We start from the raw sequence: 25,474 nt of genomic DNA, 5'->3' as shown, positions 1-25,474 counted from the left end.
GGTTCCATTGTCCCACGCCGTGCGACCGATTTTCACCCTTCGCGCCCGGGGTGCCCGATCCGGCGTCAGAGGCCGTCCCACCAGCCCTGGTCGAGCCACCCGGTCGCGACCAGCACCGCGGGTCCGGTCAGCGTGCTGCCACCACTGGTCACCTCGACCTCGACCGTCCCGCCGGGCACGTGCACCACGCGCGTCCCGGTGGTCCGCCCGGCGGCGCGCAGCGCGGCGACGGTGGCGGCGACCGTGCCGGTCCCGCAGGAGCGGGTCTCGCCCACGCCGCGCTCGTGCACCCGCATCCGCACCTGCCCGTCGTCGAGCGGCCGGACGAACTCCACGTTCACCCCGCCGGGGAACAGCGCCTGGTCGTGCGGCGGTGCCGCGGTGAGGTCGAGGGCGTCCAGGTCGACGCCGGTCACGCAGGCCAGGTGCGGGTTCCCCAGGTCGACGGCGACGCCGGTGAACTCGGTTCCGCCGACGGTGGTGGTCGATTCCCCGAAGACCTCGGCCGCGCCCATCCCGACCGACACCCCGCCGTCGGGGTGCGTCCGGACCGGCCGGAGCCCCGCCCGGGTGCCCACCGGGATCTCCCCCGGCTCGGCCAGACCCGACTCGACCAGGTAGCGCGCGAACACGCGCACCCCGTTGCCGCACATCTCGGCGACCGAACCGTCGGCGTTGCGGTAGTCCATGAACCACACGTCCGGGTCGACGTCGGCCGGTGCGCTCGCGGGGTCGCCGAGCTTGCCCGCCCGCACCACCCGGAGCACCCCGTCGGCACCGATCCCGCGCTGCCGGTCGCAGAGCGCGCGCACCCGCGCGGCGGACAGGTCGAGCCCGCCGTCCGGATCGGGCAGGATCACGAAGTCGTTCTGGGTGCCGTGGCCCTTGCTGAACTCGACACCGCGCTGGGAAGGCCGCACGCCTCCAGTCTACGGAGCGGCGGTCGCCCGAACGGCCGGCACCAGTTCGGGGTCGGAGGCGTCGAACCAGCGGATCCGGTCGTCCCGGCGGAACCAGGCCCGCTGCTTGCGGACGAAGCGCCGGGTGGCCCGCGCGGTCTCGGCCGCCGCGGCGGCCATGTCGCCCGCGCCGTCCAGCTCGGCGAGCACCTGCTGGTAGCCGAGGGCCCGGGACGCGGTGCGCCCGGTGCGCAGCCCGACCTGCTCCAGCGCCCGCACCTCGTCGAGCAGGCCCGCGTCGAACATCCGGGTCACCCGTTCGTCGACCCGCGCGTCGAGCTCGGCGACCGGGCGGTCCAGGCCGATCAGCACCGCGTCGTAGCGCGGTGGGCCCGGCGCGGGCAGGTGCGCGGAGAAGGGTCGCCCGGTGATCTCGACGACCTCCAGGGCGCGCACGATCCGCCGCCCGTTGCTCGGCAGGATCGCCTCGGCCGCGACCGGATCGACCTCGCGCAACCGGCGGTGCAGCGCGGCCGCGCCCACCGCGGACAGCTCGTCCTCCAGGCGGCCGCGCACCTGCGGGTCGGTGCCGGGGAACGACAGCTCGTCGACGACCGCCTGCACGTAGAGCCCGGAACCGCCGACCAGCACCGGCATCCGCCCGCGCCGCCGCACGTCCTCCACCGCCGCGCGGGCGTGGCGCTGGTAGGCGGCCACCGAGGCGGGCTCGGTGACGTCCAGGACGTCGAGCTGGTGGTGGGCGACCCCGCGCCGCTGCTGCGGGGTGAGCTTCGCGGTGCCGATGTCCATCCCCCGGTAGAGCTGCATGGCGTCGGCGTTGATCACCTCGCCCCCGCCTCCGGCGGCCAGCTCCACGGCGAGATCGGACTTGCCGGTGGCGGTCGGGCCGACGACGGCGACGAGGCGGGGCGGGGACGTCCTGGACACGTCCGCGACCCTACGAGCCGCTCCGCCGGGGCGCCGCCGCCGGGGCTCAGCCCAGCCGCGACCAGACCGCCACGTGGTAGCCGATGCCGAACGGGGCCGCGGAGTGGAGCGGTTCGGCGTGCCACCGGGCTCCCGAGGCAGCCACCACCCCGGGCATGGTCTGGAGGGCCGCGCGACCGCGCACGCCGAGTTCGGCGAGCGCAGGGTCCAGGTCGCGCAGCGCCGCCGCGTCGGCCTCGGCCAGGGCGGTGCCGATCCGCTCGTCCAGCGGGGCGGCCCGGTCGTCCACCGGACGCGGTGACCGCTCGTCGCGGCAGTCGGTCCCGTCGGCCAGCACCAGCAGCCCGGTCGGCGCGCTGCCGGTCGACCGGTCGAGATCGGTCCCCCACCGCGCGCACCGATCCGCGGGGGCACCGGGCTCCAGCAGGTGCGCCGCGACCGACGACGCCCCGGCGCGTTCCCGCAACCAGCCCGCGATCAGACCGGGCAGCGGCAGCTCCGGATCCGGCGCGGCCGGCTCCCCGAGCGAGACCCGGACGTCGACGCCGTAGCCCGCGAAGGTGCCCGCGCTCGCCGGGGGCAGCATCCGGGGTCCGGTGGGATCTGCCGCGACCGCCACCCATTCGGGGGCAACGTCGGTCAGACTGGAGGCGGCGCGCGAACAGGCGCCCCGCAGTTGCGCGAGCTCCGGGCCCGACCCCGCGGTCAGCTCCGGGACCAGCAGCGGCGGGCAGGGCACCACGGCGATACGGGTGATCACATCCGTGCACGGTAGAGGGCACGTCCGGCACCGGCCGGAGCAGGTGGGCGCGGGCGGCGCCACCCTGCCCGCTGCACCGGAGCGGGCCGCTGATGACAATGGTGCCGTGCAGGTCATCACCCGATCCCGGCGGCGCCGCGCCGCGGCGATCGCGCCGCGGAGTACCGCAGCGGATCGTGACCTGTTTGAATGCGCCAACGGAGGCCGGACCGGTGCACGGTCCGGGTCACCGCTTGCTGGGCCCCGCCGCCGCGGGGCGCCCGTGCCCGGCACGGGCATCGGAGCGGGCACGCTAGGAGGAAGCCGGCCATGACGCACCAGGACACCACCCCCGACGCCGCCGCGGCCAACGCGGCGACCACGGACTCGGCGACGGGTCCGGCGACCGCGGACGGGTCCACCACGGCCGCGCCCGCAGTGCCGCCCGCCTCGCAGAACCCGGCGCGGTGGGGCCGGGTGGACGAGGACGGCACCGTCTACGTGACCACGCCCGACGGGGGCGAGCGCGCCGTCGGGTCCTGGCAGGCGGGCGAGGCCGCCGAAGGGCTGGCGCTCTACGCGCGCAAGTTCGACGACCTGCGCACCGAGGCCGAGCTGCTGGAGAAGCGGCTCAGCTCCGGCTCGGGCGACCCGAAGCAGGCGCTGAGCAGCGCCGAGCACCTGCGCGACGGGCTGGCGGAGGCCGCCGTGGTCGGTGACCTGGCCGCCTTGGGCGCGCGGCTGGACCACGTCGTCGGCCGCGCCAAGACCGCCGTGGACAACGCCAAGGTGGAGAAGGACCGCGCCAGGGCCGACGCGGTGGCCCGCAAGGAAGCGCTGGTCACCGAGGCCGAGGAGATCGCCGCCGAGGCCACCCACTGGAAGACCGCGGGCGACCGGCTGCGCGCCATCCTCGACGAGTGGAAGACCGTCCGCGGTGTCGACCGCAAGACCGACGAGCAGCTCTGGCGCCGGTTCTCCAAGGCCCGCGACGCGTTCAGCAGGCGCCGCGGCTCGCACTTCGCCGAGCTGGACCGGCAGCGCGCCGCCGCCAAGACCCGCAAGCAGGAGCTGGTCGAGGAGGCCGAGGGCCTCACCGGCTCGACGAACTGGGCCGACACCGCGAACCGCTACAAGCAGCTCATGGCGGAGTGGAAGGCCGCCGGGCGGGCGCCGAAGGACAGCGACGACGCGCTGTGGCAGCGGTTCCGCACCGCGCAGGACACGTTCTTCAGCAGGCGCTCCGAGGCGTTCTCCGAGCGCGACGCGGAGTTCGCCGAGAACGCCAAGCTGAAGGAGGAGCTGCTGGCCGAGGCCGAACGGCTGGACCCGGCGGCCGATCTCCAGGGCGCGCAGCAGGCGTTGCAGCGCATCCAGGGCCGCTGGGACGAGATCGGCAAGGTGCCCCGGGAGCGGATGCGGGAGCTGGAGGGCAGGCTTCGCGCGGTCGCCGACTCGGTGCGCGACGCCGCCGACGCCCGGTGGCGGCGCACCGACCCGGAAGCCCAGGCACGGGTCGACCAGTTCCGGGAGCGGGTCGAGCAGTTCCAGGCGCAGGCGGACAAGGCCCGCGCCGGGGGCGACGAGCGCCGGGCGAAGAAGGCCGAGGAGCAGGCGCAGCAGTGGCGGGAATGGCTCGCCGCCGCGGAGCAGGCCCTGGCCAGCCGCTGATCAGCCGGGCGGCGGGTCCACCGGGACTCGCCGCCCGCCCGGATCGCGGCGGGCGATCAGCTCAGTCCCGGCTCCAGACGATCTTCATCCACTGCACGCCGAGCACCAGCATGCACAGCACCGCCAGGACCAGTCCGAACGACGGTCCGGCGACGCCGCCGGTCTGGCGGGACCAGATCGCGATCATGCCCTCGAAGGTGACCATCAGGCCGCCGAGCCCGGCCAGGAAGGCGATCACCCACCGCCGGGTGATCAGCGCGAGCGAGCCGAGCCCGACACCGACGACGGTGGCGTTGGTGGAGAACAGCCAGGGCAGCAGGCCGATGTCGAGTTCCGGATCGGCCTGGCCGGTCAGCACCTCCCACCCGGCGGCGTCGCCGACCCACGGCAGCACCGACGAGAACACCAGCACCAGGATCGCACCGGCCAGCACCAGCGCCCGCGAACCGGGGTCGAAGGTGCGCAGGACCTCCCGCTCGCTGCGGGACAGCGCTCGGGTGCCTTCTCGGGTCTTCTCCGGTTCGCTGCTCAACACGCACATCCCTGCTGCACTGCGGTTTCCTGGGGCGAGGCGGGCGGGGCGCCGAAGGACGGCAGCCCCAGGGTCACCCCGGAGGTCTTGGGCCGGACGCCTTCCTCCCAGTGGTCACCGGCGCGGGTGCGGCGGTGCTGGTGCAGGTCGGCGTCGGCGACCAGGTGGTGCGGCGCGGCCTTGGTGATGGTGGTGCGCACGACGTCACCGGGCCGGATCTCCCGGTCGATCGCCCCGCCGGGCGCGAAGTGCACCAGCCTGCCGTCCCGGGCGCGGCCGGAGAGCCGGCGGGTGGCGGTGTCCTTGCGGCCCTCGCCCTCGGCGACCAGCAGCTCGACCTCGCGGCCGACCAGGGCGCGGTTCTCCGCCCACGAGATCTCGTCCTGCAACGCCACCAGCCGCTCGTAGCGCTCCTGCACGACCTCCTTGGGGAGCTGGTCGGGCATGTCGGCGGCGGGGGTGCCGGGGCGCTTGGAGTACTGGAAGGTGAACGCGCTGGAGAACCGGGCCTGCCGGACGACCTCCAGCGTCTGCTCGAAGTCCTCCTCGGTCTCGCCCGGGAAGCCCACGATGATGTCGGTGGTGATGGCGGCGTCGGGCATCGCCTCCCGCACGTCGCGCACGATGCGCAGGAAGCGGTCCGAGCGGTAGGAGCGGCGCATCGCCTTGAGCACCCGGTCCGAACCGGACTGCAGCGGCATGTGGAGCTGGTGGCAGACGTTGGGCGTCTCGGCCATGGCGGCGATCACGTCGTCGGTGAAGTCCCTCGGGTGCGGCGAGGTGAACCGGACCCGCTCCAGCCCCTCGATCTCGCCGCAGGACCGCAGCAGCTTGCCGAAGGCGTAGCGGTCGCCGAACTCGACGCCGTAGGCGTTGACGTTCTGCCCGAGCAGCGTCACCTCCAGCACGCCCTCGTCGACCAGCGCCTCCACCTCGGCCAGCACCTCGCCGGGGCGGCGGTCCTTCTCCTTGCCGCGCAGCGCGGGGACGATGCAGAAGGTGCAGGTGTTGTTGCAGCCGACCGACACCGACACCCAGCCCGAGTAGGCGGATTCGCGCCGGGCGGGCAGCGTGGAGGGGAAGACGTCCAGCGACTCGAGGATCTCGACCTCGGCCTCGTCGTTGTGCCGGGCCCGCTCCAGCAGGGTCGGCAGCGAACCGAGGTTGTGGGTGCCGAAGACGACGTCGACCCACGGCGCCTTCTTGACGATGCTGTCGCGGTCCTTCTGGGCCAGGCAGCCGCCGACCGCGATCTGCATGCCGGGGTTGGCGTCCTTGGCCGGGCGCATGTGACCGAGCGTGCCGTAGAGCCGGTTGTCGGCGTTCTCCCGGACCGCGCACGTGTTGAACACGACCACGTCGGGTGACGCCCCGGTCACCGCGCGCACGTATCCGGCGTCCTCCAGCATCCCGGCCAGGCGCTCCGAATCGTGCACGTTCATCTGGCAGCCGTACGTCCGGATCTCGTAGCTCCTGGCGCCACCGCTCGTGCTCACCGTTCCACCGTAGCTCCTGGTCAGTTCCGCCGTTCACCCGCCCGGACGCGCTGCCGCGGCGCCGAGCCGCGACCGAACCCCCGCGGCGGCCCCGGGACCCGGCGCGGCATTTGCCGGATTTCTCGAAGTAACCGAGTTGCAACCGGTGTTTGCCCGATCCGTCTGGACTAAGCGGTTCCGGCGGCTTAGGTTCCTGCCAACGAAATCCGATTCGTACCAGGAGAAAGCATGGCCGAAGCTCCCCCGGACGCGCCGATGATCCGGATGTCCGCGGTCGACAAGCACTTCGGCCCGTTGCACGTGCTGCGGGACATCACGCTGGAGGTGCCGCGCGGACAGGTCGTGGTGGTGCTCGGGCCGTCGGGCTCGGGCAAGTCGACGCTGTGCCGCGCGATCAACCGGCTGGAGCCGATCGACTCCGGGACCATCGAGATCGACGGCGTCCCCCTGCCCGTCGAAGGTCGCGCGCTCGCCGGGCTGCGCTCCGACGTGGGCATGGTCTTCCAGCAGTTCAACCTCTTCGCGCACAAGACGATCCTGGACAACGTGACGCTCGGACCGATCAAGGTCCGCGGCCTCGGCAAGGAGGCGGCGCGCGAGGAGGCGCTGCGGCTGCTGGACCGGGTGGGCATCGCCGACCAGGCGGCCAAGTACCCGGCCCAGCTCTCCGGCGGCCAGCAGCAGCGGGTGGCCATCGCCCGCGCGCTGGCGATGAAGCCGAAGGTGATGCTGTTCGACGAGCCGACCTCCGCGCTGGACCCGGAGATGGTCAACGAGGTGCTCGACGTGATGACCGCGCTGGCCGACGAGGGCATGACCATGCTCGTGGTCACCCACGAGATGGGCTTCGCCCGCCGCGCCGCGCACCGGGTGCTGTTCATGGCCGATGGCGAAGTGGTCGAGGACGCCTCCCCCGACACGTTCTTCAGCGCGCCGGAGAGCGACCGCGCCAAGGACTTCCTCGGCAAGATCCTCACCCACTAGCGTCCAGAGAGGGGCACGCAATGCGAGGCAAGAAGGTTCGGTTCGCCGGGGTGCTGGCGGCATCGCTGGCCCTGGTGCTGACCGGCTGCGGGGGCGGCGGCGAGAACCAGCTCGCCACCGGTGGCACCGACGCCCAGGCCGAGGTCGACGCGAACGCGCAGTTCGAGCCCGGCACCACCATGGCGGCGCTGCAGCAGCAGGGCACCATCCGGGTCGGCACCAAGGTCGACCAGCCGCTGTTCGGCCTCAAGGGGCTCGACGGCCAGATGCAGGGCTTCGACGTGGAGATCGCCGAGATCGTCGCGGGCAAGCTGGGCATCGCCCCGGAGAACATCGAGTGGGTGGAAACGCCCAGCAAGACCCGCGAGGAGGTCCTCGAGCAGGGCCGGGTGGACATGGTGGTGGCCACCTACACCATCAACGACGCCCGCAAGGAGCGGATCAGCTTCGCCGGCCCCTACTACCAGGCCGGGCAGGACCTGATGGTCAAGGCCGACGACACCTCGATCACCGGCCCCGAGTCGCTGCGCCCGGCCGGCGCCAAGGTCTGCTCGGTCACCGGCTCGACGCCCGCCGAGGAGATCAAGAAGTACGTCGACGCGTCGAACCTGGTCCTGTTCGACGTGTACTCCAAGTGCGCCGACGCGCTGCGCACCGGCCAGGTGCAGGCCGTCACCACCGACAACGTGATCCTGCTCGGGCTGGTCGAGAAGAGCGGCGGCGAGTTCAAGCTGGTGGAGAAGCCCTTCACCGAGGAGCCGTACGGCATCGGCATCAAGAAGGGCGACGTGGCGTTCTGCGAGTTCATCAACCAGTCGCTCACCGAGGCGGCGCAGGACGGCGCCTACGAGGCGGCCTGGAAGGCGACCGCGGGCACCGTCTCCGAGCGGACGCCGCAGCTCCCCGAATTCGATCCCTGCAGCTAGTTCACCGCGGAAGGGTGCCGCCCGGACCGGACGGCACCCTTCCTCATGGCCGGAGTTGACCCGTGGACGTCATCATCGACAACCTCCCGCTGTACCTGGACGGGCTGGTGCGCACGCTGCAGATCTGCGCGTACGCCGCCGCCCTCGCGCTGGTGCTCGGCGTGATCATGGCCGGTTTCCGGGTGTCACCGCTGCCGCCGCTGCGCGGTTGCGGCTCCGCCTGGGTGACCGTGCTGCGCAACTGCCCGCTCACCGTGGTGCTGTTCTTCATGGCCTTCGGGCTGCCCGAACTGGGCTTCAACGGCTCGTACTTCTGGTTCGGCACGATCGGTCTGGCCCTCTACACCTCGGCGTTCGTCTGCGAGGCGATCCGCAGCGGCATCAACGCGGTGCCGCCCGGGCAGGCCGAGGCCGCCCGGTCCATCGGGCTGACCTTCGGGCAGTCGCTGACCATCGTGGTACTGCCGCAGGCGGTGCGGACCGTCGTCCCGCCGCTGGGCAACGTGTTCATCGCGATGATCAAGAACTCCGCGATCGTCGGCGCGTTCGGCGTCGGCGGCGACCTGTTCGCCGTCGGCGACACGCTGACCTCCGCGCGCGGGTTCGCGGCGCTGCCCGTGCTCACCGGGGTGGTGCTCGGCTACCTGGTGATCACCATCCCCGCCGGGCTGCTGCTCAGCTACGTCGAGCGGAAGGTGGCGATCGCGCGATGACGACGAACTCGGTGCTCTACGAGACGCCCGGGCCGCAGGCCAAGCGCCGGTCCCTGATCGGCAGCGCGGTGGTCGGCCTGGCGCTGGCCGGGGTGCTGGCCTGGGTCCTGGTCCGGCTCGGCACGCAGGGGCAGCTCACCGCCGAGAAGTGGGGCCCGGTGCTGAACCCGGCCGACGGCACGTTCACCGCGCTGTGGTCGCTGCTCGGCCGGGGCCTGGCCAACACGGCCGCGGCCGCCGCGCTGGCGATGGTGTTCTCGCTGGTCATCGGCACCCTGCTCGCGGTGACCCGGCTGGTCAGCGCGCCGTGGTACCGGTGGCTCGTGGTCGGCGTGGTCGAGGTGCTGCGCGGCGTGCCGGTGGTCATCGCGATCTTCTTCGCCGCGCGGGTGCTGCCGGAGTTCGGACTCCAGCTGCCGACGCTGTGGTTCCTGGTCATCGGGCTCACCGCGTACAACTCGGTGATCATCGCCGAGATCGTGCGGGCCGGGATCCTGGCGCTGCCCAAGGGGCAGAGCGAGGCCGCCTACGCCATCGGCCTGCGCCGCGGGCAGGTGCTGACCACCGTGCTGCTGCCGCAGGCGTTCCGGGCGATGATGCCCGCGCTGATCAGCCAGCTCGTGGTGATCGTGAAGGACACCTCGCTGGGCTTCATCATCGCCTACGTGGACGTGCTGCGGCAGGCGCAGGTGATCATCCAGAACCTGAACAACCCGATCCAGATGTTCTTCGTGGTCGGCGTGCTGTTCATCGTGATCAACTACGCGCTGAGCCGGGTGGCCACCTACACCGAGCGCAGGCTCAGCCGGGGCCGCAAGGGCAGCACGGTGGTCACCGCCGAAGTCGACTGATCCCCGGCCTCACCCGGACGAGTGGGGAGTGCGGGGCGCCTTCATCCGACCATGCCGGATGAAGGTGCCCCGCACTCGGATCAGGTGGCCGGGGCGGGTTGGGCGCAGGTCGGGCAGCGGCGTTGGATGCCCTGGAGCAGGGCGCTCAGCGCTTGCGGCCCGGGCGGGCCGAAGGAGATCGTGAGCGCCACCGCACCGGCGACCCGGAAGACCTCCTCGTTGCGGACGTCGGTGAACCACCACAGCACGGGGGCCAGCGGTCCGAGGACCCGGGAGAGCTCCTCCTGGTGCTGCATCGCCCAGCGGAACAGGTCGGTGAGCTGCTTGAACCGGCGTTCGCCCGAGGTCGGCACCAGCCCGCGCCCACCCGCGACCCGCTCGCCGTGGTCCAGCGCGACCTGCTCAGCCGCGCTCCACTCCCGGTCGTGCACCGGCCGGTGGTCCAGCCGACCGGCGCGCAGGTCGACCAGGTAGGCCGCCCACTCGCCGGTCCCGGGGTTGCCGAAGTCGTCGGCGCCGGGACGACGCGCCACGACGAGGCTCCGCTCGAGCGCTTCGAGCAACCCCGAGCCGGTGACCGCCAGCCAACTGCCCGGGTCGCCCACGCCCCAGTCGCGCTGCGCGTCGAGCACCGCCGCGATGGCCGCCCAGCGCCGGAAATCCGGCTCGTACCGGGTGCCGTGCCGCTGCACCAGGCGGACGAAGTGGGCCCGGTCGGCCACCGGCATCCGGGCGATCTCGCCGAGATCGCAGCGCAGCGTGGTGGCGCAGTGCTCCGGCGAGGGCGGGGCGGCAGCGGTGGCCGGGACGGCGAGCCCGACCGAGGCGACCACCACCAGCCCGAGGGTGGCCAGGCGGCGGAACAGCGGCGGACCGGACATGGGGCCTCCGAGGACGGCGCGGCGGGATCGCGATCATCCAACCGCCGCTCCGCACGGCCGTCCATCTCCCCGGCAGGTGAGTCGGCCCCTCGACCAGGTGATCTCGCGGTGGCCCCGGACGCGGACCGGGTCAGCGCGGGCGTGCGGGGATGCCCTCGCGGCCGAGGGTGGCGTCGTAGGCGCGCTGCCAGGACCCGTCGGCCACCGCGGCGTCCAGGATCCCCTCGAACTCCTCGACCATGGCGTCGTCCCCGCCGCGGACCACGACGAAGCGGGGTTCGTCGGTGACCGCGTACGGGCCGACGTCGGCCAGATCGGCCCGGCCCCCGGCCTGCCAGCCGATCACCGCGTCGACGCTGCCGCTGGCCAGCGCGTCGTAGAGCAGGCTCGGCGGCAGCATCCGGTAGGTGACCTCGGTGTCGGGGTCGAGACCGAGGCGGGTGGCCAGCAGCCCGGCGATCTCCACGTCGAATCCCGCGTACTCGCCCGGCCCGACGCGCGCGGCGAAGGCGGGCGCGTCGTTGCGCACCCCGACGTGGAACTGGCGGTGCTGCTTGATCTCCTCGATGGTCGGCGAGGAGTCCAACCCGACCGAGGTGTCCGCCGACGGACGCGGTGCCGGGGGCGCGCTCGACGGCGCGTCGCGCGGCGGGAAGGCGTTCGACGCCGAGGGCACCTCCTGGCCGCAGGACGCCAGCACCGCGACGACGGCCACCACCCCGACCAGGGCCCGGATCCGCATGAGCACTCCTTCCGCCGGGTCCATGATCGCGCACCGGGGCGGGCGCCGGGGAACCCCTCGCGGAAAAGGCTCGCGCGGCTGGGGCGGTCACCGGCTGGATCGATTTTGGAATCCTCGACTGACCCATTAGTGTGGCTGCCGTCACCCGGCGCCAGCGTTGTCGCCTCCCACCACGTGTCCGGAGGCACCCATGACGCCGATGAACCACGTCGTCGACCAGGTCACCCGGCGCATCGTCGAACGCAGCAGACCCACCCGCGAGGCCTACCTCGCGCGCCTGCGCGACGCCGCGTCCACCCGCCCGGCCCGCACCGAGCTGCCCTGCAGCAACCTGGCGCACGGCTTCGCGGCCTGCTCCGGCCCGGACCGGCTCGCGGTGCGCGGCGCCACCAAGCCCGGCGTGGCGATCGTCTCCGCCTACAACGACATGCTCTCGGCGCACCAGCCCTACGCCGACTACCCGGGGCTGATCAAGGACGCCGTGCGGGAGGCCGGCGGTGTCGCGCAGTTCGCCGGCGGGGTCCCGGCCATGTGCGACGGGATCACCCAGGGCCGCACCGGGATGGAGCTCTCGCTGTTCTCCCGGGAGGTCATCGCGATGGCCACCGGGGTCGCGCTGTCCCACGAGATGTTCGACGGGGCCCTGCTGCTCGGGGTGTGCGACAAGATCGTGCCGGGACTGCTCATCGGCGCGCTGTCGTTCGGCCACCTGCCCGCGCTGCTGGTGCCCGCCGGACCGATGCCGTCCGGGCTGCCCAACGGCGAGAAGAGCCGGATCCGGCAGCTGTTCGCCGCGGGCGAGGCGAGCCGGGACGACCTGCTGGCCGCCGAATCCGCCTCGTACCACTCCCCCGGCACCTGCACCTTCTACGGCACCGCGAACTCCAACCAGCTCGTCGTCGAGGTGATGGGGCTGCACCTGCCCGGCGCGAGCTTCGTACCGCCCGGCACGCCGCTGCGCACCGCGCTGACCGAGCACGCCGCCCGACGGGTGGTGGAGATCGGGCCGAGCACCGACGACTACACGCCGCTGGGCGAGGTCCTCGACGAGCGCGCCATCGTCAACGGCGTGGTGGCGCTGCTGGCCACCGGCGGGTCGACGAACCACACCCTGCACCTGGTCGCCATCGCCGCCGCCGCGGGCATCGAGCTCACCTGGGACGACTTCGCCGAGCTCTCCGCCGAGGTGCCGCTGCTGGCCCGCGTCTACCCCAACGGCTCGGCCGACATCAACCACTTCGCCGCCGCGGGCGGGGTGCCCACGCTGGTGGGCTCGCTGCTCGACGCCGGGCTGCTGCACCCGGACGTGCGGACCGCGGCGGGCCCGGGCCTCGACCGCTACCGCGAGCAGCCGTTCCTGGAGGACGGCGCACTGGTCTGGCGGCCCGCGCCGCGCCGCAGCCTGGACCCGGACGTGCTGCGCGACGTCGACGAGCCGTTCGCCCCCGAAGGCGGGCTGCGGGTGCTCGACGGCAACCTCGGGCGGTCGGTGATCAAGGTGTCGGCGGTGGCCGCCGAGCACCGCTCGGTCACCGCCCCGGCGCGGGTGTTCACCGACCAGCACGAGTTCACCGCCGCGTTCCGCGCCGGGGAGCTGGACCGCGACGTCGTCGTGGTGATCCGGGGCCAGGGCCCGCGCGCCAACGGGATGCCCGAGCTGCACGGGCTGACCCCCTCGCTGGGCGTGCTGATGGACAAGGGGCACCAGGTCGCGCTGGTCACCGACGGCCGCATGTCCGGGGCCTCCGGCAAGATCCCGGCCGCGATCCAGCTCACCCCGGAGTCCGCCGCCGACGGGCCGCTGGCCCGGATCGCCGACGGCGACGTGGTCCGGCTGGACGCCGACCGGGGAACCCTCGAAGTGCTCGTCCCCGACGCGGAGCTGGCCGCCCGCACCCCCGACCTCGGCGCGGCCGGACCGCAGTTCGGCACCGGCCGGGAGCTGTTCGGGGTGTTCCGCGACGCGGTCGGCCGCGCCGACCAGGGGGCGAGCGTGTTCACCGCACCGCAGAGCTCCACGGCGGACGTGACAGCATGACGGCAACTCGCTCGGAGGAAGGGACGTGGACGTGAAGGCAGCCGAGGTGCTGGAGCTGAGCCCGGTCGTACCGGTCGTCGCCCTGGACGACGCGGAGCAGGCCGTGGATCTCGCGCGGGCGCTGGTGCGCGGTGGGATCGGCACCATCGAGGTCACCCTGCGCACCCCGGCGGGCCTGCCCGCGATCGAGCGGATCGCGGCCGAGGTCGAGGACATCGTGGTGGGCGCGGGGACGATCACCGAGCCGGGGCAGGCGGCGCGGGCCGCCGGGGCCGGGGCCGGGTACCTGGTCACCCCGGGTGGCACCGACCGGCTGCTCGACGACCTCGACGAGGTCGGCCTGCCCTACCTGGCCGGGATCAGCACGGTGTCCGAGGCGATGCGGTTGGCCGAACGCGGGGTCTCGGCGATGAAGTTCTTCCCGGCCGAGGCCAGCGGCGGCGTGCCCTACCTCCAGTCGCTCAGCGGGCCGCTGCCGGGACTGCGCTTCTGCCCCACCGGCGGGATCGGGCCGGACAACGCGCGGGACTACCTGGCGCTGTCCAACGTCGGTTGCGTCGGCGGCTCGTGGATCACCCCGAAGCGGCTGCTCGCGGCCGGGGACTGGGGCGGGGTCGAAGCGCTCGCCCGGGAGGCCGCCGCGCTGCGGTGAACCGGCGGATCGCGGTGCCGTCCGGACGGCACCGCGATCCGCCGGGCGCCGGGTTCAGCCGGGCGCCGGGTTCAGCCGGGCGCCGGGTTCAGCCGGGCGCCGGGTTCAGCCGGGCGCCGGGTTCAGCCGGGCGCCGGGTTCAGCCGGGCGCCGGGTTCAGCCGGTCCGGCCGTCGATGCGGGCCAGCGCCTCGGAGATCGAGTCCACCACCGGGCAGCCCGCCTCCTCCAGCGCGGTGCGGGACATCACGCCGGTGGTGAGCAGCACGCAGTCGGTGCCCGCCCGCTGCGCCGCGTGGGCGTCGTCGAGGACGTCACCGATGAGCACCACGTCCCGCGGGTCGAGTTCCAAGGCGTCCATGTGCCGCACCAGGTGTTCGGCCTTGGACCCGCCGCCGAGGTCCTCGCGGAGGCCGTCCACCCGGCTGAAGTAGCCGTCCAGGCCCATGCTGCTCACCAGCGGCACCAGCTCGTCGTGGAACCACATGGACAGCAGGGATTGGCTGCGCCCGGTTCCCGCCCAGTCGGCGAGCAGGTTCGGGACCCCGTCGGCGAGGCGGCAGCTGTGCAGCAGGTCCCGGTACGCGTTGTGGTAGAGCACGTCGATGCGCGCCCAGTCCTGCTCGTCGAGCGAACGCCGCAGCAGGCGCTCGTAGCACTTCTGCAGCGGGCGGCCGAACAGCGAACGCCACTCGTCGATGTCGATGTGGTCGCGCTCGAACGCCGTGCACACCACGTTCACCGCCTCGACGACGGCGTGGTTGTCGGACAGGAGTGTTCCGTTCCAGTCCCACACGATGTGGCGCGGGACGCGCGTGGCCAGACTCGTCACGGTCGTCGACTCTACGAGCCGCCGGCGAGGAGGCGAAAGCCGCTCCGCGTCACGGTTCCTCGCCCGCCTGCGGCTCGCCGTCGACACCCGAGCGTTCGAGTTCCTCGCGCACCACCCGGAAGGCGAGCCCCTCCGAGTAGCCCTTGCGCGCCAGCATCCCGACCAGGCGGCGCATCAGCACCGCGCCGTCGGCCGAGGTGGTGGAGCGGAGCTTGCGCCGCACGGCCTCGCGGGCCCGCTCCACCTCGTCGTCTTCGTCCACGGTGGACAACGCCGCCGCGACGAGGTCCTCGGACACGCCCTTGCGGCGCAGCTCGAAGCCGAGCGCCTTGCGCCCGAGGCCGCGGTTGCGCTGGCGTTCGTGCACCCACTCCGCGGCGAACGCGGCGTCGTCGACCAGACCGGCGTCGACGAACTTCCGCAGCACGCCGTCGGCGACCTCGTCTTCGAAACCCTTGCGCAGCAAGGCTTGCCGCAGCTCATCCCGGCTGCGGGCGCGCACCGCGAGCAACCGGTAGACCACGTCCCGCGCACGCTGCTCGGGAGTCCGCTCGGCCTCGTCGGCCGCCGGGGCCGGGTCGTCGCCGGAGGAACGGCCGCGCGCGCCGCGCCCCCGGCGATCACCACTGCCGTGCACCGGGATCAGAAGTCGACCGGAGCCGGCTCGGCCGACTCCTCGGCGTCCACGGTGGCGCCGATGCCGAGCTTCTCCTTGATCCGCTTCTCGATCTCGTTGGCGATGTCGGGGTTCTCCCGCATGAAGCGGCGGGCGTTCTCCTTGCCCTGGCCGAGCTGGTCGCCCTCGTAGGTGTACCAGGCCCCGGACTTGCGGACGATGCCCTGCTCCACGCCCATGTCGATCAGCGAGCCCTCGCGGCTGATGCCGACGCCGTAGACGATGTCGAACTCCGCCTGCTTGAACGGTGGCGCCATCTTGTTCTTCACCACCTTGACCCGGGTGCGGTTGCCCACCGCGTCCGAGCCGTCCTTGAGCGTCTCGATGCGCCGGACGTCCAGCCGCACCGAGGAGTAGAACTTCAGCGCCTTGCCGCCGGTGGTGGTCTCCGGCGAGCCGAACATCACGCCGACCTTCTCGCGGAGCTGGTTGATGAAGATCGCGGTGGTCTTGGCGTTGTAGAGCGCCGAGGTCAGCTTGCGCAGCGCCTGGCTCATCAGCCGGGCCTGCAGGCCGACGTGGCTGTCGCCCATCTCGCCCTCGATCTCGGCGCGCGGCACCAGCGCGGCCACCGAGTCGATGACGATGACGTCCAGCGCGCCGGAGCGGATCAGCATGTCCGCGATCTCCAGCGCCTGCTCGCCGGTGTCCGGCTGGGCCACCAGCAGCCCGTCGGTGTCCACGCCGATCGCCTTGGCGTACTCGGGGTCCAGCGCGTGCTCGGCGTCGATGAAGGCCGCCGTGCCGCCGAGCTTCTGGGCGTTGGCCACGGCGTGCAGCGCCACCGAGGTCTTACCGCTGCTCTCCGGGCCGTAGATCTCCACGACGCGGCCGCGCGGCAGACCGCCGATGCCCAGCGCCACGTCGAGCGAGATGGAGCCGGTCGGGATCACCTCGATCGGCGCCCGGGTCTCGTCGCCGAGCCGCATGACCGAGCCCTTGCCGTACTGCTTGTCGATCTGGGCAAGCGCGAGTTCCAGCGCCTTGCCTTTGTCGGGAGTCGTCGCTGCCATCGGGGGCCACCTCGGGGAGTCGGACTGCGTCGGGTCAGGGCCGACGCTACTGGCCGGGACCGACGATTTCCGCAGGGGCCGGGAGGCCGCGGGGAGATCGCGATCCGTTGCGCCACCATCATAGGCGAACGGGTGTTCGATCATCGGACCGACACGCCGGTCCCGTCGCTCGTCGGTGTGACGGTGCGATCACCGCCGACCGCGCGGACACTGGGACTCCCGGACACCGACCGGGGCACGGACCGCTGGAGCACCGGGGGCGCGGAGCCGCCGGTTCCGCCGACCGACGGCCACCGCGAGGAGGTGCCGATCATGACGACGCGCCGTTCCCTGCCGCCCGAACATCCGCTGAGCCGGATCTACCGGATCGTGGCAGCCCTGCTCGGCGCCGCGCTGGTGGTCTACGGCGCCCTCGTGCTGGGCGGTCGGCCACCGCTGCTGGGGGCGGAGGGCGCCCAGGTCTACTTCTGGCTCTCCGGCAACGGGATGCTCGGCTACCTCTCCGTCGCCTTCGGCGCGGTGCTCGTGCTCGCGGCGGCCTGGGGCGGCAAGGTCGCCTCGACCACCAGCACGGTGGCCGGGGTGCTGTTCTTCCTCGCCGGGCTGGCGCACCTCGTGCTGTTCGCCACGACGTGGAACCCGCTCGGGTTCAACGCGGCGAACGTGGTGTTCAGCCTCGCCGCCGGGGCGCTGCTGGTGTTCCTGGGGGTCTCCGGCCGGGTCGGCGGCCCGCTGCCGCCCGACGACCCCCGGCACCGCGCCGCGGACCGGTTCCCCGAGCAGCGGACCGGCGAACGGCCGCCCGCCGGCTCGGCGCAGCAGCGGCTGGCCGACCTGCAACCGCTGTCCCGGGACGAGGCCGCCGTCGCCGCGGGCACCTCCACGCCGCAGCAGCAACGGCGGGTCCGCGCCGAGGCATGGCGCCACCAGCAGGAGGAACGCCGCCGGGCCTACGAGCACTACGCCGAGCAGCACCGCACCGAGGCCGACGAGATCAGCGCGCAGAACCCCTGGCAGGACGAGTACCCGGAGCCCCGCAGCGCGCCGCCCACCCGGGACCTGAGGTTCCCCCAGCGCGGCGACACCTGATCCCGGCGCACGGCCGCTCCTGCACCGGGTCCCGCGACCCGAGGTCAGCGCCGCTCCGGCGGCACCTCGAACGCGTCGCAGACCGCCTGCCAGACCTCCTTGGGGGTGAACCCCGCCTCGAGGGCCTCGTCGATGGTCCGGCCGCCCAGCACGGCGAACACGTGGTCCTGGGCCATCATCTCGGCGCGGACCCGGCCGAACTCCTCGGCGAGCCGGTTGCGGAAGTGGGTGTGGCGCATCACCGCTGAGCCTACGCGCCGCCCGTATGCTGGGGGCGTGCTGCTCCTGCAAGCCGATCCGACCGGGTTGTCGTCACCGCTGGGCAAGCTGGTGATCGCGGCGATCCTGCTGACCGTCGTCGTGCTCGCCCTCCGGCACCTGTGGAACCGGCGCGGGCGCTGAGCCCGGCGGGACCGCACGTCCGTTCGGGTGAGCGCCCGCTCCGCTGCCCGCTGTCGGTGCCGTGGTCCAGCATGGAGGGGTGAGCGATGTGCTGGAGGTGTTCTCCCCGCCGACCCGGGACTGGTTCCGCGGCGCGTTCGCCGGGCCCACCGAGGCCCAGCGCGGCGCCTGGCAGGCCATCGCCGACGGCGAGCACGCGCTGGTGGTGGCGCCCACCGGTTCCGGCAAGACGCTCGCCGCGTTCCTCTCGGCGCTGGACCGGCTGGCCGCCGAAGGACCTCCGGAGGACCCCCGGCGGCGTTGCCGGGTGCTCTACGTCTCGCCGCTCAAGGCGCTGGCCGTGGACGTCGAGCGCAACCTGCGCGCGCCGCTGGCCGGGATCCGGCAGGCCACCCAGCGCGCCGGAGGCGAGCCGCCGGACATCGCGGTCGGCACCCGCACCGGTGACACCCCCGCCGACCAGCGCCGCGCGTTCCAGCGCACGCCGCCGGACGTGCTGGTCACCACGCCCGAATCGCTGTTCCTGCTGCTGACCTCCGCCGCCCGCGAGTCGCTGCGCGGGGTGGAGACGGTGATCGTCGACGAGGTGCACGCGGTGGCGGGCACCAAGCGCGGCTCGCACCTGGCGGTGTCGCTGGAGCGGCTCGACGAGCTGCTGCCCCGCCCGGCGCAGCGGGTCGGCCTGTCCGCGACGGTGCGGCCGGTGGAGGAGGTGGCGTCGTTCCTGGCCGGCGGCCGACCGGTGCGCACCGTCCAGCCGGCCCACCCGAAGGAGGTCGAGGTCCGGGTCGAGGTCCCGGTGCCGGACATGGCCGAGCTGGGGGCGCAGTCCGGTGACGTCGAGGGCTCGGCGGCGGGGGCGGCCCCGCGCACCTCGATCTGGCCGTCGGTGCAGGAGCGCGCGCTGGAGCTGATCCGGCAGCACCGCTCGACCATCGTGTTCGCCAACTCGCGGCGGCTCGCCGAACGCCTCACCTCCGGGATCAACGAGCTCGCCGCGGAGCAGGAGACCGGGGTCGCGCCCGAGCCGTCCCGGTTCCCGGCCGAGGCGGTCGGCGGCTCCGGCATCACCGCGGGCGCGCCCGCCGTGGTCGCCAAGGCCCACCACGGATCGATGTCGAAGGAGCAGCGGGCGGTCGTCGAGGAGGAGCTCAAGTCCGGCCGGCTGCCGTGCGTGGTGGCGACCTCCTCCCTGGAGCTGGGCATCGACATGGGCGCGGTGGACCTGGTGGTGCAGATCGAGACGCCGCCGAGCGTGGCCTCCGGCCTGCAGCGCATCGGCCGCGGCGGGCACCAGGTCGGCGCGGTGTCGCGCGGGGTGGTGTTCCCCAAGTTCCGGGGCGACCTGATCGGCTGCGCGGTGGTGTCCGAGCGGATGGCCGACGGGCTGATCGAGGCGCTGTCCTACCCGCGCAACCCGCTGGACGTGCTGGCCCAGCACGTGGTGGCGATGGTGGCGATGGAGCCGTGGTCGGTGCCGGACCTGGCCGCCGTGCTGCGCCGCGCCGCGCCGTTCGCCGGGTTGCCCGACTCGGCCCTGCACTCGGTGCTGGACATGCTGGCCGGGCGCTACCCCAGCGAGGAGTTCGGGGAGCTGCGGGCGCGGATCGTGTGGGACCGGGTCAACGACGAGCTGCGCGCCCGGCCCGGGGCGCAGCGGCTGGCGGTCACCTCCGGCGGCACCATCCCGGATCGCGGGCTGTTCCTGGTCACCACGCCCGGGGAGACCGGGACCGGTGGCGCGCGGGTCGGCGAGCTCGACGAGGAGATGGTCTACGAGTCGCGGGTCGGCGACACCTTCCTGCTGGGCACCTCGGCGTGGCGGGTGGAGGACATCACCCACGACCGGGTCGTGGTGGTGCCCGCCCCCGGCGCGGCGGCGCGGATGCCGTTCTGGAAGGGCGATTCCCCCGGCCGTCCGCTGGAACTGGGCCGGGCGCTGGGCGCCTTCGTCCGGGAGGTGACCGGTTCGGCGGCCGAGACCGCGCGGGAGCGGATGGCCGCGGCCGGGCTGGACGAGTGGGCGCGGGACAACCTGCTGTCCTACTTGGACGAACAGCGGGAGGCGACCCGGCACGTGCCGGACGACCGGACGATCCTCGTCGAGCGCTTCCGCGACGAGCTGGGCGACTGGCGGCTGGTGGTGCACTCGCCGTTCGGCGCCAAGGTCAACGGGCCGTGGGCGCTGGCCATCGGCGCCCGGATCCGCGAGCGCCGCGGGGTCGAACCGCAGGTGGCGTCCTCTGACGACGGGATCGTGCTGCGGCTGGCCGACGCGCTCGACGAGGCGGGGTCCGAGGTGCTGCCCACCGCCGAGGACGTGCTGCTGGACCCGGACGACGTGGCGCGGGTGGTGACCGACGAGGTCGGCGGCTCGGCGCTGTTCGCCTCCCGGTTCCGGGAGTGCGCGGCCCGGGCGCTGCTGCTGCCGCGGCGCGATCCCGGCCGCCGCTCGCCGCTGTGGCAGCAGCGGCAGCGCTCGGCGCAACTGCTCGCGGTCGCCGCGCAGTACGAGCAGTTCCCGATCGTGCTCGAGGCGATGCGGGAATGCCTGCAGGACGTCTACGACGTGCCGGGGCTGACCGACCTGATGCGGCAGGTGGCCGCGCGCCGGGTGCGGGTGGTGGAGGTGCAGACCCCGACGCCGTCGCCGTTCGCCCGCAACCTGCTGTTCGGCTACATCGGGATGTTCCTGTACGAGACCGACGCGCCGCTGGCCGAGCGCCGTTCCGCCGCGCTGAGCCTGGATCCCGCGCTGCTGGCCGAGCTGCTGGGCTCCGAGGAGCTGCGCGAGCTGCTCGACCCGGAGGTGGTCACCGAGGTCGAGCAGCAGTTGCAGCGGCTCACCCCCGAGCGGCACGCCAAGGACGCCGAAGGCGCGGTGGACCTGCTCCGCTTCCTCGGCGACCTGTCCGCCGAGGAGGCCGAGGCGCGCGGCATCCACCCGGAGTGGCTGGCGGAGCTGGCCGCGCAGCGCCGGGTGCTGTCCGTGCGCATCGCCGGGGAGCCGCGCTGGATCCCGGTCGAGGACGCGGGCAAGGTCCGCGACGCGCTCGGCGTGGCGCTGCCGGTCGGCGTGCCGGAGACGTTCACCGAGCCGGTGCCGGACCCGCTGGGCGAGCTGCTGATCCGCTTCGCCCGGTGCCGGGGGCCGTTCACCGCCGAGGCCGCGGCCGGGCGGTTCGGGCTCGGCGTCGCGGTGGTGCACGGGGTGCTGGACCGGTTGACCGGCACCGGCAGGCTGGCCCGGGGCGAGCTGCGCCCGCTGGACGCCGGTGGCGGTGGTGCGCTGGAGTACTGCGACACCGAGGTGCTGCGGCGGTTGCGGCGCGGTTCGCTGGCCCGGCTGCGGGCCGAGGTGGAACCCGTCGAGCCCGCGGCGCTGGGGCGGTTCCTGCCCGCGTGGCACGGCATCGGCGCCCGGTTGCGCGCCGCGCCGACGGTGGACGACGTGTACTCGGTGGTGGAGCAGCTCGCCGGTGCCCCGGTCCCGGCCAGCGCGCTGGAATCGTTGCTGCTGCCCGCGCGGCTGCCGGGCTACTCCCCCGCGCTGCTCGACGAGCTGACCGCGACGGGCGAGGTGACCTGGGTCGGGTCCGGTGCTCTGGCCGGTGGGGACGGCTGGATCGCGTTGGCGCCCACCGACGTCGCGGACCTGCTGCTGCCGGACCCGCCGGAGGCGACCGGGGACGACGCACCGCTGCACCGGGCGCTGCTGGACGCGCTGGGCGGCGGGGCGCTGTTCTTCCGGGAGCTCGCGGAGCGGGGCGGGTCGGCGCTGGTCGAGCAGGGCGAGCAGGCCCCGGCCGACGACGCGGTGATCGCCGCGCTGTGGGACCTGGTCTGGGCGGGCCGGGTCAGCAACGACACGCTGGCCCCGCTGCGCTCGCTGGTGTCCGGCCGGGGTGCCGCGCACAAGCCGCGGCGCAGCGCGCCCCGGGGCCGCTACGCGCGGTTGCGCGCGGGCCGCCCCGCGATGCCCAGCCGCACCGGGCCGCCCACCGTCTCCGGCCGCTGGTCCCTGGCGCCGCGCCCGGAAGCGGAGCCGACGCGTCGCGCGCACGCCCGCGCCGAAGCCTTCCTGGAGCGGCACGGGGTGCTGACCCGGGGCGCGCTGGACGTCGAACGCGTCGCAGGCGGGTTCTCCTCGGTCTACAAGGTGCTGCGGGCGATGGAGGAATCGGGGCGCTGCCGCCGCGGCTACGTCGTCGAGGGGCTCGGCGCGGCGCAGTTCGCGGTGCCGGGTGCCATCGACCGGCTGCGCGCCCTGTCCCACCCGCCGGAGGAAGCGCCGGAGGCGGTGGTGCTCGCCGCCGCCGACCCGGCCCAGCCGTACGGCGGGGCGCTGGAGTGGCCCGCGGCGATGGGCGGCACCCGGCACCGGCCGGGGCGCAAGGCCGGTGCCCTGGTGGCGCTCGTCGGCGGGGAGGCGGTGCTCTACGTGGAGCGCGGCGGGAAGTCGCTGCTGTCGTTCACCGAGGACGAGGACGCGCTGCGGCGGGCGGCGGCCGGTCTGGCCCGGGTCGTCCGGGAGGGCTGGCTGGACCAGCTCGCCGTGCAGCGCGCCGACGGCGAGGGCGCCTGGGGCTCGCGACTGGCGGAGATCCTCACCGAGGCAGGTTTCCGCGCCACGCCGAAGGGTCTGCGGCTGCGGGCCTGAGGCGTCGGCGGTCTCCTCGCGGACGTTGGGCCGCGAGGGGACCGGTTCGGCCGCGGCGGGACGCGTTCACAGGTGCGGCGCCACGTGGTCGTGGAACGTGGTGATGCGGGTGTAGCCGGTCAGCACGTCGGCGAGGCGCAGCTCGGCACCGCGCGGGATGGCCAGCGCGGTGACCCCGACGAGCTTGCCGTCCACGACCAGCGGACCCCCGCTGTCGCCGCCCGAGCTGGCCACGCCGCCCTGCTCGTACCCGGCGCACACGTAGTGCTCGGGGTGGAACGCCACCGGCCACGGCGATCCGTGCAGCGCCGCGTCCCGGCAGGCCTCGTCGGACACCAGCGGGAGCTGGGCCTCCTGGAGCAGCGGGGTCGCCGACTCCGCCGGTGGTGCGCCGAGCTGCTCCTCGCTGCTCACCCCCCACCCGAGCACCTGGGCCGGTGTGCCGGGCCGGTACAGCTCCTCGGCCTGCTCCGGGGTGGCGACCGGGAGCGTCCGGTACGGCATCGGCCGGTCCAGGGTCAGCACCGCGACGTCGCCCCCCGGGTAGCTCTGCCCGCCCTCCGGCGGGGGCGGGCCCGGGACCTTCTCGTGCGGGTCGATCGCCACCACCTTCCTGACCTCGCCCGCGTCGGTGCGCAGATCGGTCCGCCCGCCCACCACGTCGAGGTCGCCGAGCCGCGTCTCGTCGACGCAGTGCGCTGCCGTGACCACCTTGGTGGGGGCCACGAGCGCGCCGCCGCACTGGTGGTTCGACGGCCGGTCCGGGTAGGCGTGCGGATCGGAGAGGAACACCATCCACGGGTGGTCGGCGACCGAAACCGGTCCGCCGCCGATGACCCGGGTGCCGATCCCGTCCTCGGCCGCTGCCACCGGACCGGCCAGCGCCGTCGTCGCCATCGCGGTGGCGCCCAGGGCCATCGCCCACGTCTTCGCTCTGCTCATGCGACCAGGCTCGCGCGGCGGTGCGTCCACCGGTACCGGGACGAACCCGGAGACCGGCCCGGCTGCCCGTCCGCCCCGGAGCTGATGCCGAACGGCGCAACCGCCGCCCCCGCTCGGCGCAGCACCGCTCGTCGGCGCTGGTCGCGGGACCGCCCGGAGCCCTCGAACGTCCTACCCGGGTCCGATGCGTGATCGGGCATCCTGGGCGGGTGGACTGGCCCCAGCTCGCCGCGCTCTCCGTCGCCGCCGGGGCGGGGGCGATCGTGTTCCTCCGGCGCCGGCGCGGATCGGTGGTGCACCGCGCCGTCTCCGCGGTGCTGGTCGCGACGCTGGCCTACTTCGGGGCCATCGTCGCGCTGACCGTCCTGACCGGACTCGCCTGGCTCACCGCTTCCTAGCCGCCTCCGCGCGAAAACCGCCCGCGCACCCGCACCGGTGGGCCATGCTGCGGAGGTGGACTCCTCCTCGGTGGTGCTCGTCGGCGCGTCGGTCGGCGCGGGCGCGGTCGTGCTGGTGCGTTCGCTCCGGCGCACCGGCTGGCGCGACGCCTGGACGTTCGGCGGGCAGCTCGCCGGAGCGGCGCTGGCCGCCGTGCTGGCCTACTGGGGCGCGTTCGCGCTGCTCGCGCTCGGGTACGCCGCCGCGCTGAGCTCCGGTGCGTGACACCCGCGTCCGAACCGCTACGCCGGGACCGATCGCGCACGACGTCCTCGGGAACCCCACCACCGCCGACCGCGGTCCGGAACACGGCGGTGCGGAGGCGCAGCACCCGCCGAGGCCCGGGAGGACCGCTCAGCACCTGCCCGCCCGGCCCGGGAAGCGACCGCGCACCGCGGATACCCAGCAGCCTTCTCGCCGCGAGCCGCCGAGACCGTCAGCCACCGTTCGCCACGTCGGCGCCATCCGCGCGAGGGACCGCCGAGTTCCCGCCGCTCGGCGGCCCGATTTCCGGTGAGTGAGGGGCACCTTCATCCGGCATAGTCGGATGAATGTGCCCCTCACTCGGTGAACTGGGCGGGAGCCGCGTCAGCGGGTGGCGAGCCGCAGCAGCCCCCAGAGCTGGGCGATGGCGTCCGGATCACCGCTGGTCTCCACCGCGCGGTCCGGGAGCCTGCCCCACAACCAGAGGTACACCGCCGCCGGGTCGCCGCCGACGACCGCCTCCGGCGTGGTCAGCGCGACGTCGGCCGTGCTCACCACCGCCGTGCCCGCCGGATCGGCGGTGACCAGCCAGTTCCGGTCCGCCGCGTGCACGCCCACGGAGCAGGCGCGGGTGGCGGTCACCCCCAGGGCGTGCAGCCGGTAGTCGAACCACACCCGCAGCACCTCGTCGATCCCGTCCACCGCGATGTCCGGGTCGATCGGGGTGAGCTCGATGCCCGCCGCGATCTGGAGGTCGACGCGCTGCACCACGACGGCGTGCAGCAACCGGCGGGCCCAGAACCGCACCGAGTGGTCCTCCGGCCACCAGGTCGGGCAGGGGTCGTGGGGCGGTCGGCTGACCAGTTCGGCGAGCAGGTCGGCCAGCCGCAGCACGAGCCGGTCGGCCAGCTCGCGCAGCCCGGGATCGGCGGGCAGTTCCCAGCGCAGCGCGGACTCGGCGGAAGCGCCCAGCCAGGACAGCGCGTCCTCGGCCAGGTCCCCGAGGTGCCGCACCGTCTGGCCGACGGTCCGGCCGGAGGCCCCCGCGACGGGCAGGTCGGCGTGCGCGTCGTGGGTGGCGGCGACGAGGAGCTGCCCCTCGTCGGCGAGCAGATCGAGCATCCGCCCGTAGTCCATCCTCACCTCG

The 25,474-nt window shown here is 74.0% G+C and carries 25 protein-coding genes; 12 read left to right on the top strand and 13 right to left on the bottom strand.

Features of this window, described 5'->3' with window-relative positions:
* Positions 1-65: 65 nt before the first annotated feature.
* The 3 genes from dapF to ABD976_RS19635 are packed head-to-tail and all read right to left on the bottom strand — an operon-like array spanning position 66 to position 2,607.
* A complete protein-coding gene (gene dapF, locus ABD976_RS19645) occupies positions 66-920 on the bottom strand; it encodes a diaminopimelate epimerase (RefSeq protein ID WP_345365275.1) in 855 nt (284 codons plus the stop codon).
* 9 nt (positions 921-929) lie between these two features.
* Positions 930-1,847: a tRNA (adenosine(37)-N6)-dimethylallyltransferase MiaA gene (miaA, locus tag ABD976_RS19640; protein WP_345365273.1), complete on the bottom strand. Its 918-nt coding sequence runs from the start codon at positions 1,845-1,847 to the stop codon at positions 930-932.
* Positions 1,848-1,893: 46 nt separating this feature from the next.
* The gene (locus tag ABD976_RS19635; protein WP_345365271.1) at positions 1,894-2,607 is read right to left on the bottom strand and encodes a class III extradiol ring-cleavage dioxygenase family protein; all 714 of its coding nucleotides are present in this window, start codon (positions 2,605-2,607) and stop codon (positions 1,894-1,896) included.
* Positions 2,608-2,916: 309 nt separating this feature from the next.
* Here ABD976_RS19635 and ABD976_RS19630 point away from each other — a divergent pair, with 309 nt between their 5' ends.
* A complete protein-coding gene (locus tag ABD976_RS19630; protein WP_345365269.1) occupies positions 2,917-4,257 on the top strand; it encodes a DUF349 domain-containing protein in 1,341 nt (446 codons plus the stop codon).
* 61 nt (positions 4,258-4,318) lie between these two features.
* Here ABD976_RS19630 and ABD976_RS19625 read toward each other — a convergent pair whose 3' ends face one another.
* Entirely contained in the window at positions 4,319-4,789 is a 471-nt protein-coding gene (locus ABD976_RS19625; protein WP_345365267.1) for an Rv2732c family membrane protein, read from the bottom strand.
* Positions 4,786-6,285 carry a tRNA (N6-isopentenyl adenosine(37)-C2)-methylthiotransferase MiaB gene (gene miaB / locus ABD976_RS19620; protein WP_345365265.1) on the bottom strand — a complete coding sequence of 500 codons (1,500 nt, stop codon included), beginning with the start codon at positions 6,283-6,285 and terminating at the stop codon, positions 4,786-4,788. The genes ABD976_RS19625 and miaB overlap by 4 nt, the downstream gene beginning before the upstream one ends.
* Before the next feature lie 255 nt (positions 6,286-6,540).
* Between miaB and ABD976_RS19615 the strand changes: the two genes are divergently transcribed.
* From ABD976_RS19615 to ABD976_RS19600, 4 genes are all read left to right on the top strand, one after another.
* The gene (locus ABD976_RS19615) at positions 6,541-7,269 is read left to right on the top strand and encodes an amino acid ABC transporter ATP-binding protein (RefSeq protein ID WP_345365355.1); all 729 of its coding nucleotides are present in this window, start codon (positions 6,541-6,543) and stop codon (positions 7,267-7,269) included.
* A gap of 20 nt (positions 7,270-7,289) precedes the next feature.
* Entirely contained in the window at positions 7,290-8,195 is a 906-nt protein-coding gene (locus ABD976_RS19610) for a glutamate ABC transporter substrate-binding protein (RefSeq protein ID WP_345365263.1), read from the top strand.
* A 62-nt stretch (positions 8,196-8,257) separates the two neighbouring features.
* Positions 8,258-8,908, top strand: coding sequence for an amino acid ABC transporter permease (locus ABD976_RS19605; RefSeq protein ID WP_345365261.1), 651 nt, complete (start codon positions 8,258-8,260; stop codon positions 8,906-8,908).
* Positions 8,905-9,759 (top strand): amino acid ABC transporter permease, encoded by an 855-nt coding sequence (locus ABD976_RS19600; RefSeq protein ID WP_345365258.1) that lies wholly within the window; start codon positions 8,905-8,907, stop codon positions 9,757-9,759. The genes ABD976_RS19605 and ABD976_RS19600 overlap by 4 nt, the downstream gene beginning before the upstream one ends.
* A gap of 80 nt (positions 9,760-9,839) precedes the next feature.
* On the opposite strand, the gene ABD976_RS19595 is transcribed toward ABD976_RS19600, so the two are convergent.
* A complete protein-coding gene (locus tag ABD976_RS19595) occupies positions 9,840-10,640 on the bottom strand; it encodes a hypothetical protein (RefSeq protein WP_345365256.1) in 801 nt (266 codons plus the stop codon).
* Positions 10,641-10,770: 130 nt separating this feature from the next.
* Positions 10,771-11,382 carry a transporter substrate-binding domain-containing protein gene (locus ABD976_RS19590; protein ID WP_345365254.1) on the bottom strand — a complete coding sequence of 204 codons (612 nt, stop codon included), beginning with the start codon at positions 11,380-11,382 and terminating at the stop codon, positions 10,771-10,773.
* A 190-nt stretch (positions 11,383-11,572) separates the two neighbouring features.
* Between ABD976_RS19590 and edd the strand changes: the two genes are divergently transcribed.
* On the top strand, positions 11,573-13,420 hold the full coding sequence (edd, locus tag ABD976_RS19585; protein ID WP_345365252.1) for a phosphogluconate dehydratase: 1,848 nt from the start codon (positions 11,573-11,575) through the stop codon (positions 13,418-13,420).
* A 25-nt stretch (positions 13,421-13,445) separates the two neighbouring features.
* A complete protein-coding gene (eda, locus tag ABD976_RS19580) occupies positions 13,446-14,072 on the top strand; it encodes a bifunctional 4-hydroxy-2-oxoglutarate aldolase/2-dehydro-3-deoxy-phosphogluconate aldolase (protein WP_345365250.1) in 627 nt (208 codons plus the stop codon).
* Positions 14,073-14,228: 156 nt separating this feature from the next.
* Here the strand turns inward: eda and ABD976_RS19575 are convergent, their stop codons facing one another.
* The 3 genes from ABD976_RS19575 to recA all read right to left on the bottom strand — a co-directional run bounded on the left by ABD976_RS19575 (position 14,229) and on the right by recA (position 16,592).
* Positions 14,229-14,903 (bottom strand): HAD family hydrolase, encoded by a 675-nt coding sequence (locus ABD976_RS19575; protein WP_345365248.1) that lies wholly within the window; start codon positions 14,901-14,903, stop codon positions 14,229-14,231.
* Positions 14,904-14,952: 49 nt separating this feature from the next.
* Positions 14,953-15,426 (bottom strand): regulatory protein RecX, encoded by a 474-nt coding sequence (locus ABD976_RS19570; protein ID WP_345365353.1) that lies wholly within the window; start codon positions 15,424-15,426, stop codon positions 14,953-14,955.
* 119 nt (positions 15,427-15,545) lie between these two features.
* Positions 15,546-16,592 (bottom strand): recombinase RecA, encoded by a 1,047-nt coding sequence (gene recA / locus ABD976_RS19565; protein ID WP_345365246.1) that lies wholly within the window; start codon positions 16,590-16,592, stop codon positions 15,546-15,548.
* Between the two features lie 312 nt (positions 16,593-16,904).
* On the opposite strand from recA, the gene ABD976_RS19560 reads away from it, so the two are divergent.
* A complete protein-coding gene (locus ABD976_RS19560; protein ID WP_345365244.1) occupies positions 16,905-17,681 on the top strand; it encodes a DUF4383 domain-containing protein in 777 nt (258 codons plus the stop codon).
* A 44-nt stretch (positions 17,682-17,725) separates the two neighbouring features.
* Here ABD976_RS19560 and ABD976_RS19555 read toward each other — a convergent pair whose 3' ends face one another.
* Entirely contained in the window at positions 17,726-17,920 is a 195-nt protein-coding gene (locus tag ABD976_RS19555; protein ID WP_345365242.1) for a DUF3046 domain-containing protein, read from the bottom strand.
* Positions 17,921-17,957: 37 nt separating this feature from the next.
* Between ABD976_RS19555 and ABD976_RS19550 the strand changes: the two genes are divergently transcribed.
* Positions 17,958-18,083 (top strand): hypothetical protein, encoded by a 126-nt coding sequence (locus ABD976_RS19550; RefSeq protein WP_345365240.1) that lies wholly within the window; start codon positions 17,958-17,960, stop codon positions 18,081-18,083.
* A 79-nt stretch (positions 18,084-18,162) separates the two neighbouring features.
* The gene (locus ABD976_RS19545; RefSeq protein ID WP_345365238.1) at positions 18,163-22,743 is read left to right on the top strand and encodes an ATP-dependent helicase; all 4,581 of its coding nucleotides are present in this window, start codon (positions 18,163-18,165) and stop codon (positions 22,741-22,743) included.
* A 66-nt stretch (positions 22,744-22,809) separates the two neighbouring features.
* Here ABD976_RS19545 and ABD976_RS19540 read toward each other — a convergent pair whose 3' ends face one another.
* Positions 22,810-23,685, bottom strand: coding sequence for a S1 family peptidase (locus ABD976_RS19540; RefSeq protein WP_345365236.1), 876 nt, complete (start codon positions 23,683-23,685; stop codon positions 22,810-22,812).
* 209 nt (positions 23,686-23,894) lie between these two features.
* Here ABD976_RS19540 and ABD976_RS19535 point away from each other — a divergent pair, with 209 nt between their 5' ends.
* Complete coding sequence (locus ABD976_RS19535) at positions 23,895-24,083, top strand: hypothetical protein (RefSeq protein ID WP_345365234.1); 189 nt, start codon at positions 23,895-23,897, stop codon at positions 24,081-24,083.
* Between the two features lie 55 nt (positions 24,084-24,138).
* A complete protein-coding gene (locus ABD976_RS19530; protein WP_345365232.1) occupies positions 24,139-24,348 on the top strand; it encodes a hypothetical protein in 210 nt (69 codons plus the stop codon).
* Positions 24,349-24,711: 363 nt separating this feature from the next.
* Here the strand turns inward: ABD976_RS19530 and ABD976_RS19525 are convergent, their stop codons facing one another.
* Positions 24,712-25,464: a maleylpyruvate isomerase mycothiol-dependent enzyme family protein gene (locus tag ABD976_RS19525; protein ID WP_345365351.1), complete on the bottom strand. Its 753-nt coding sequence runs from the start codon at positions 25,462-25,464 to the stop codon at positions 24,712-24,714.
* Positions 25,465-25,474: the final 10 nt, after the last annotated feature.

The sequence above is a fragment of the Saccharopolyspora cebuensis genome, assembly GCF_039542665.1.
Taxonomy (GTDB): Bacteria; Actinomycetota; Actinomycetes; order Mycobacteriales; family Pseudonocardiaceae; genus Saccharopolyspora; species Saccharopolyspora cebuensis.
This window is presented reverse-complemented; position numbering and strand designations above follow the sequence as displayed.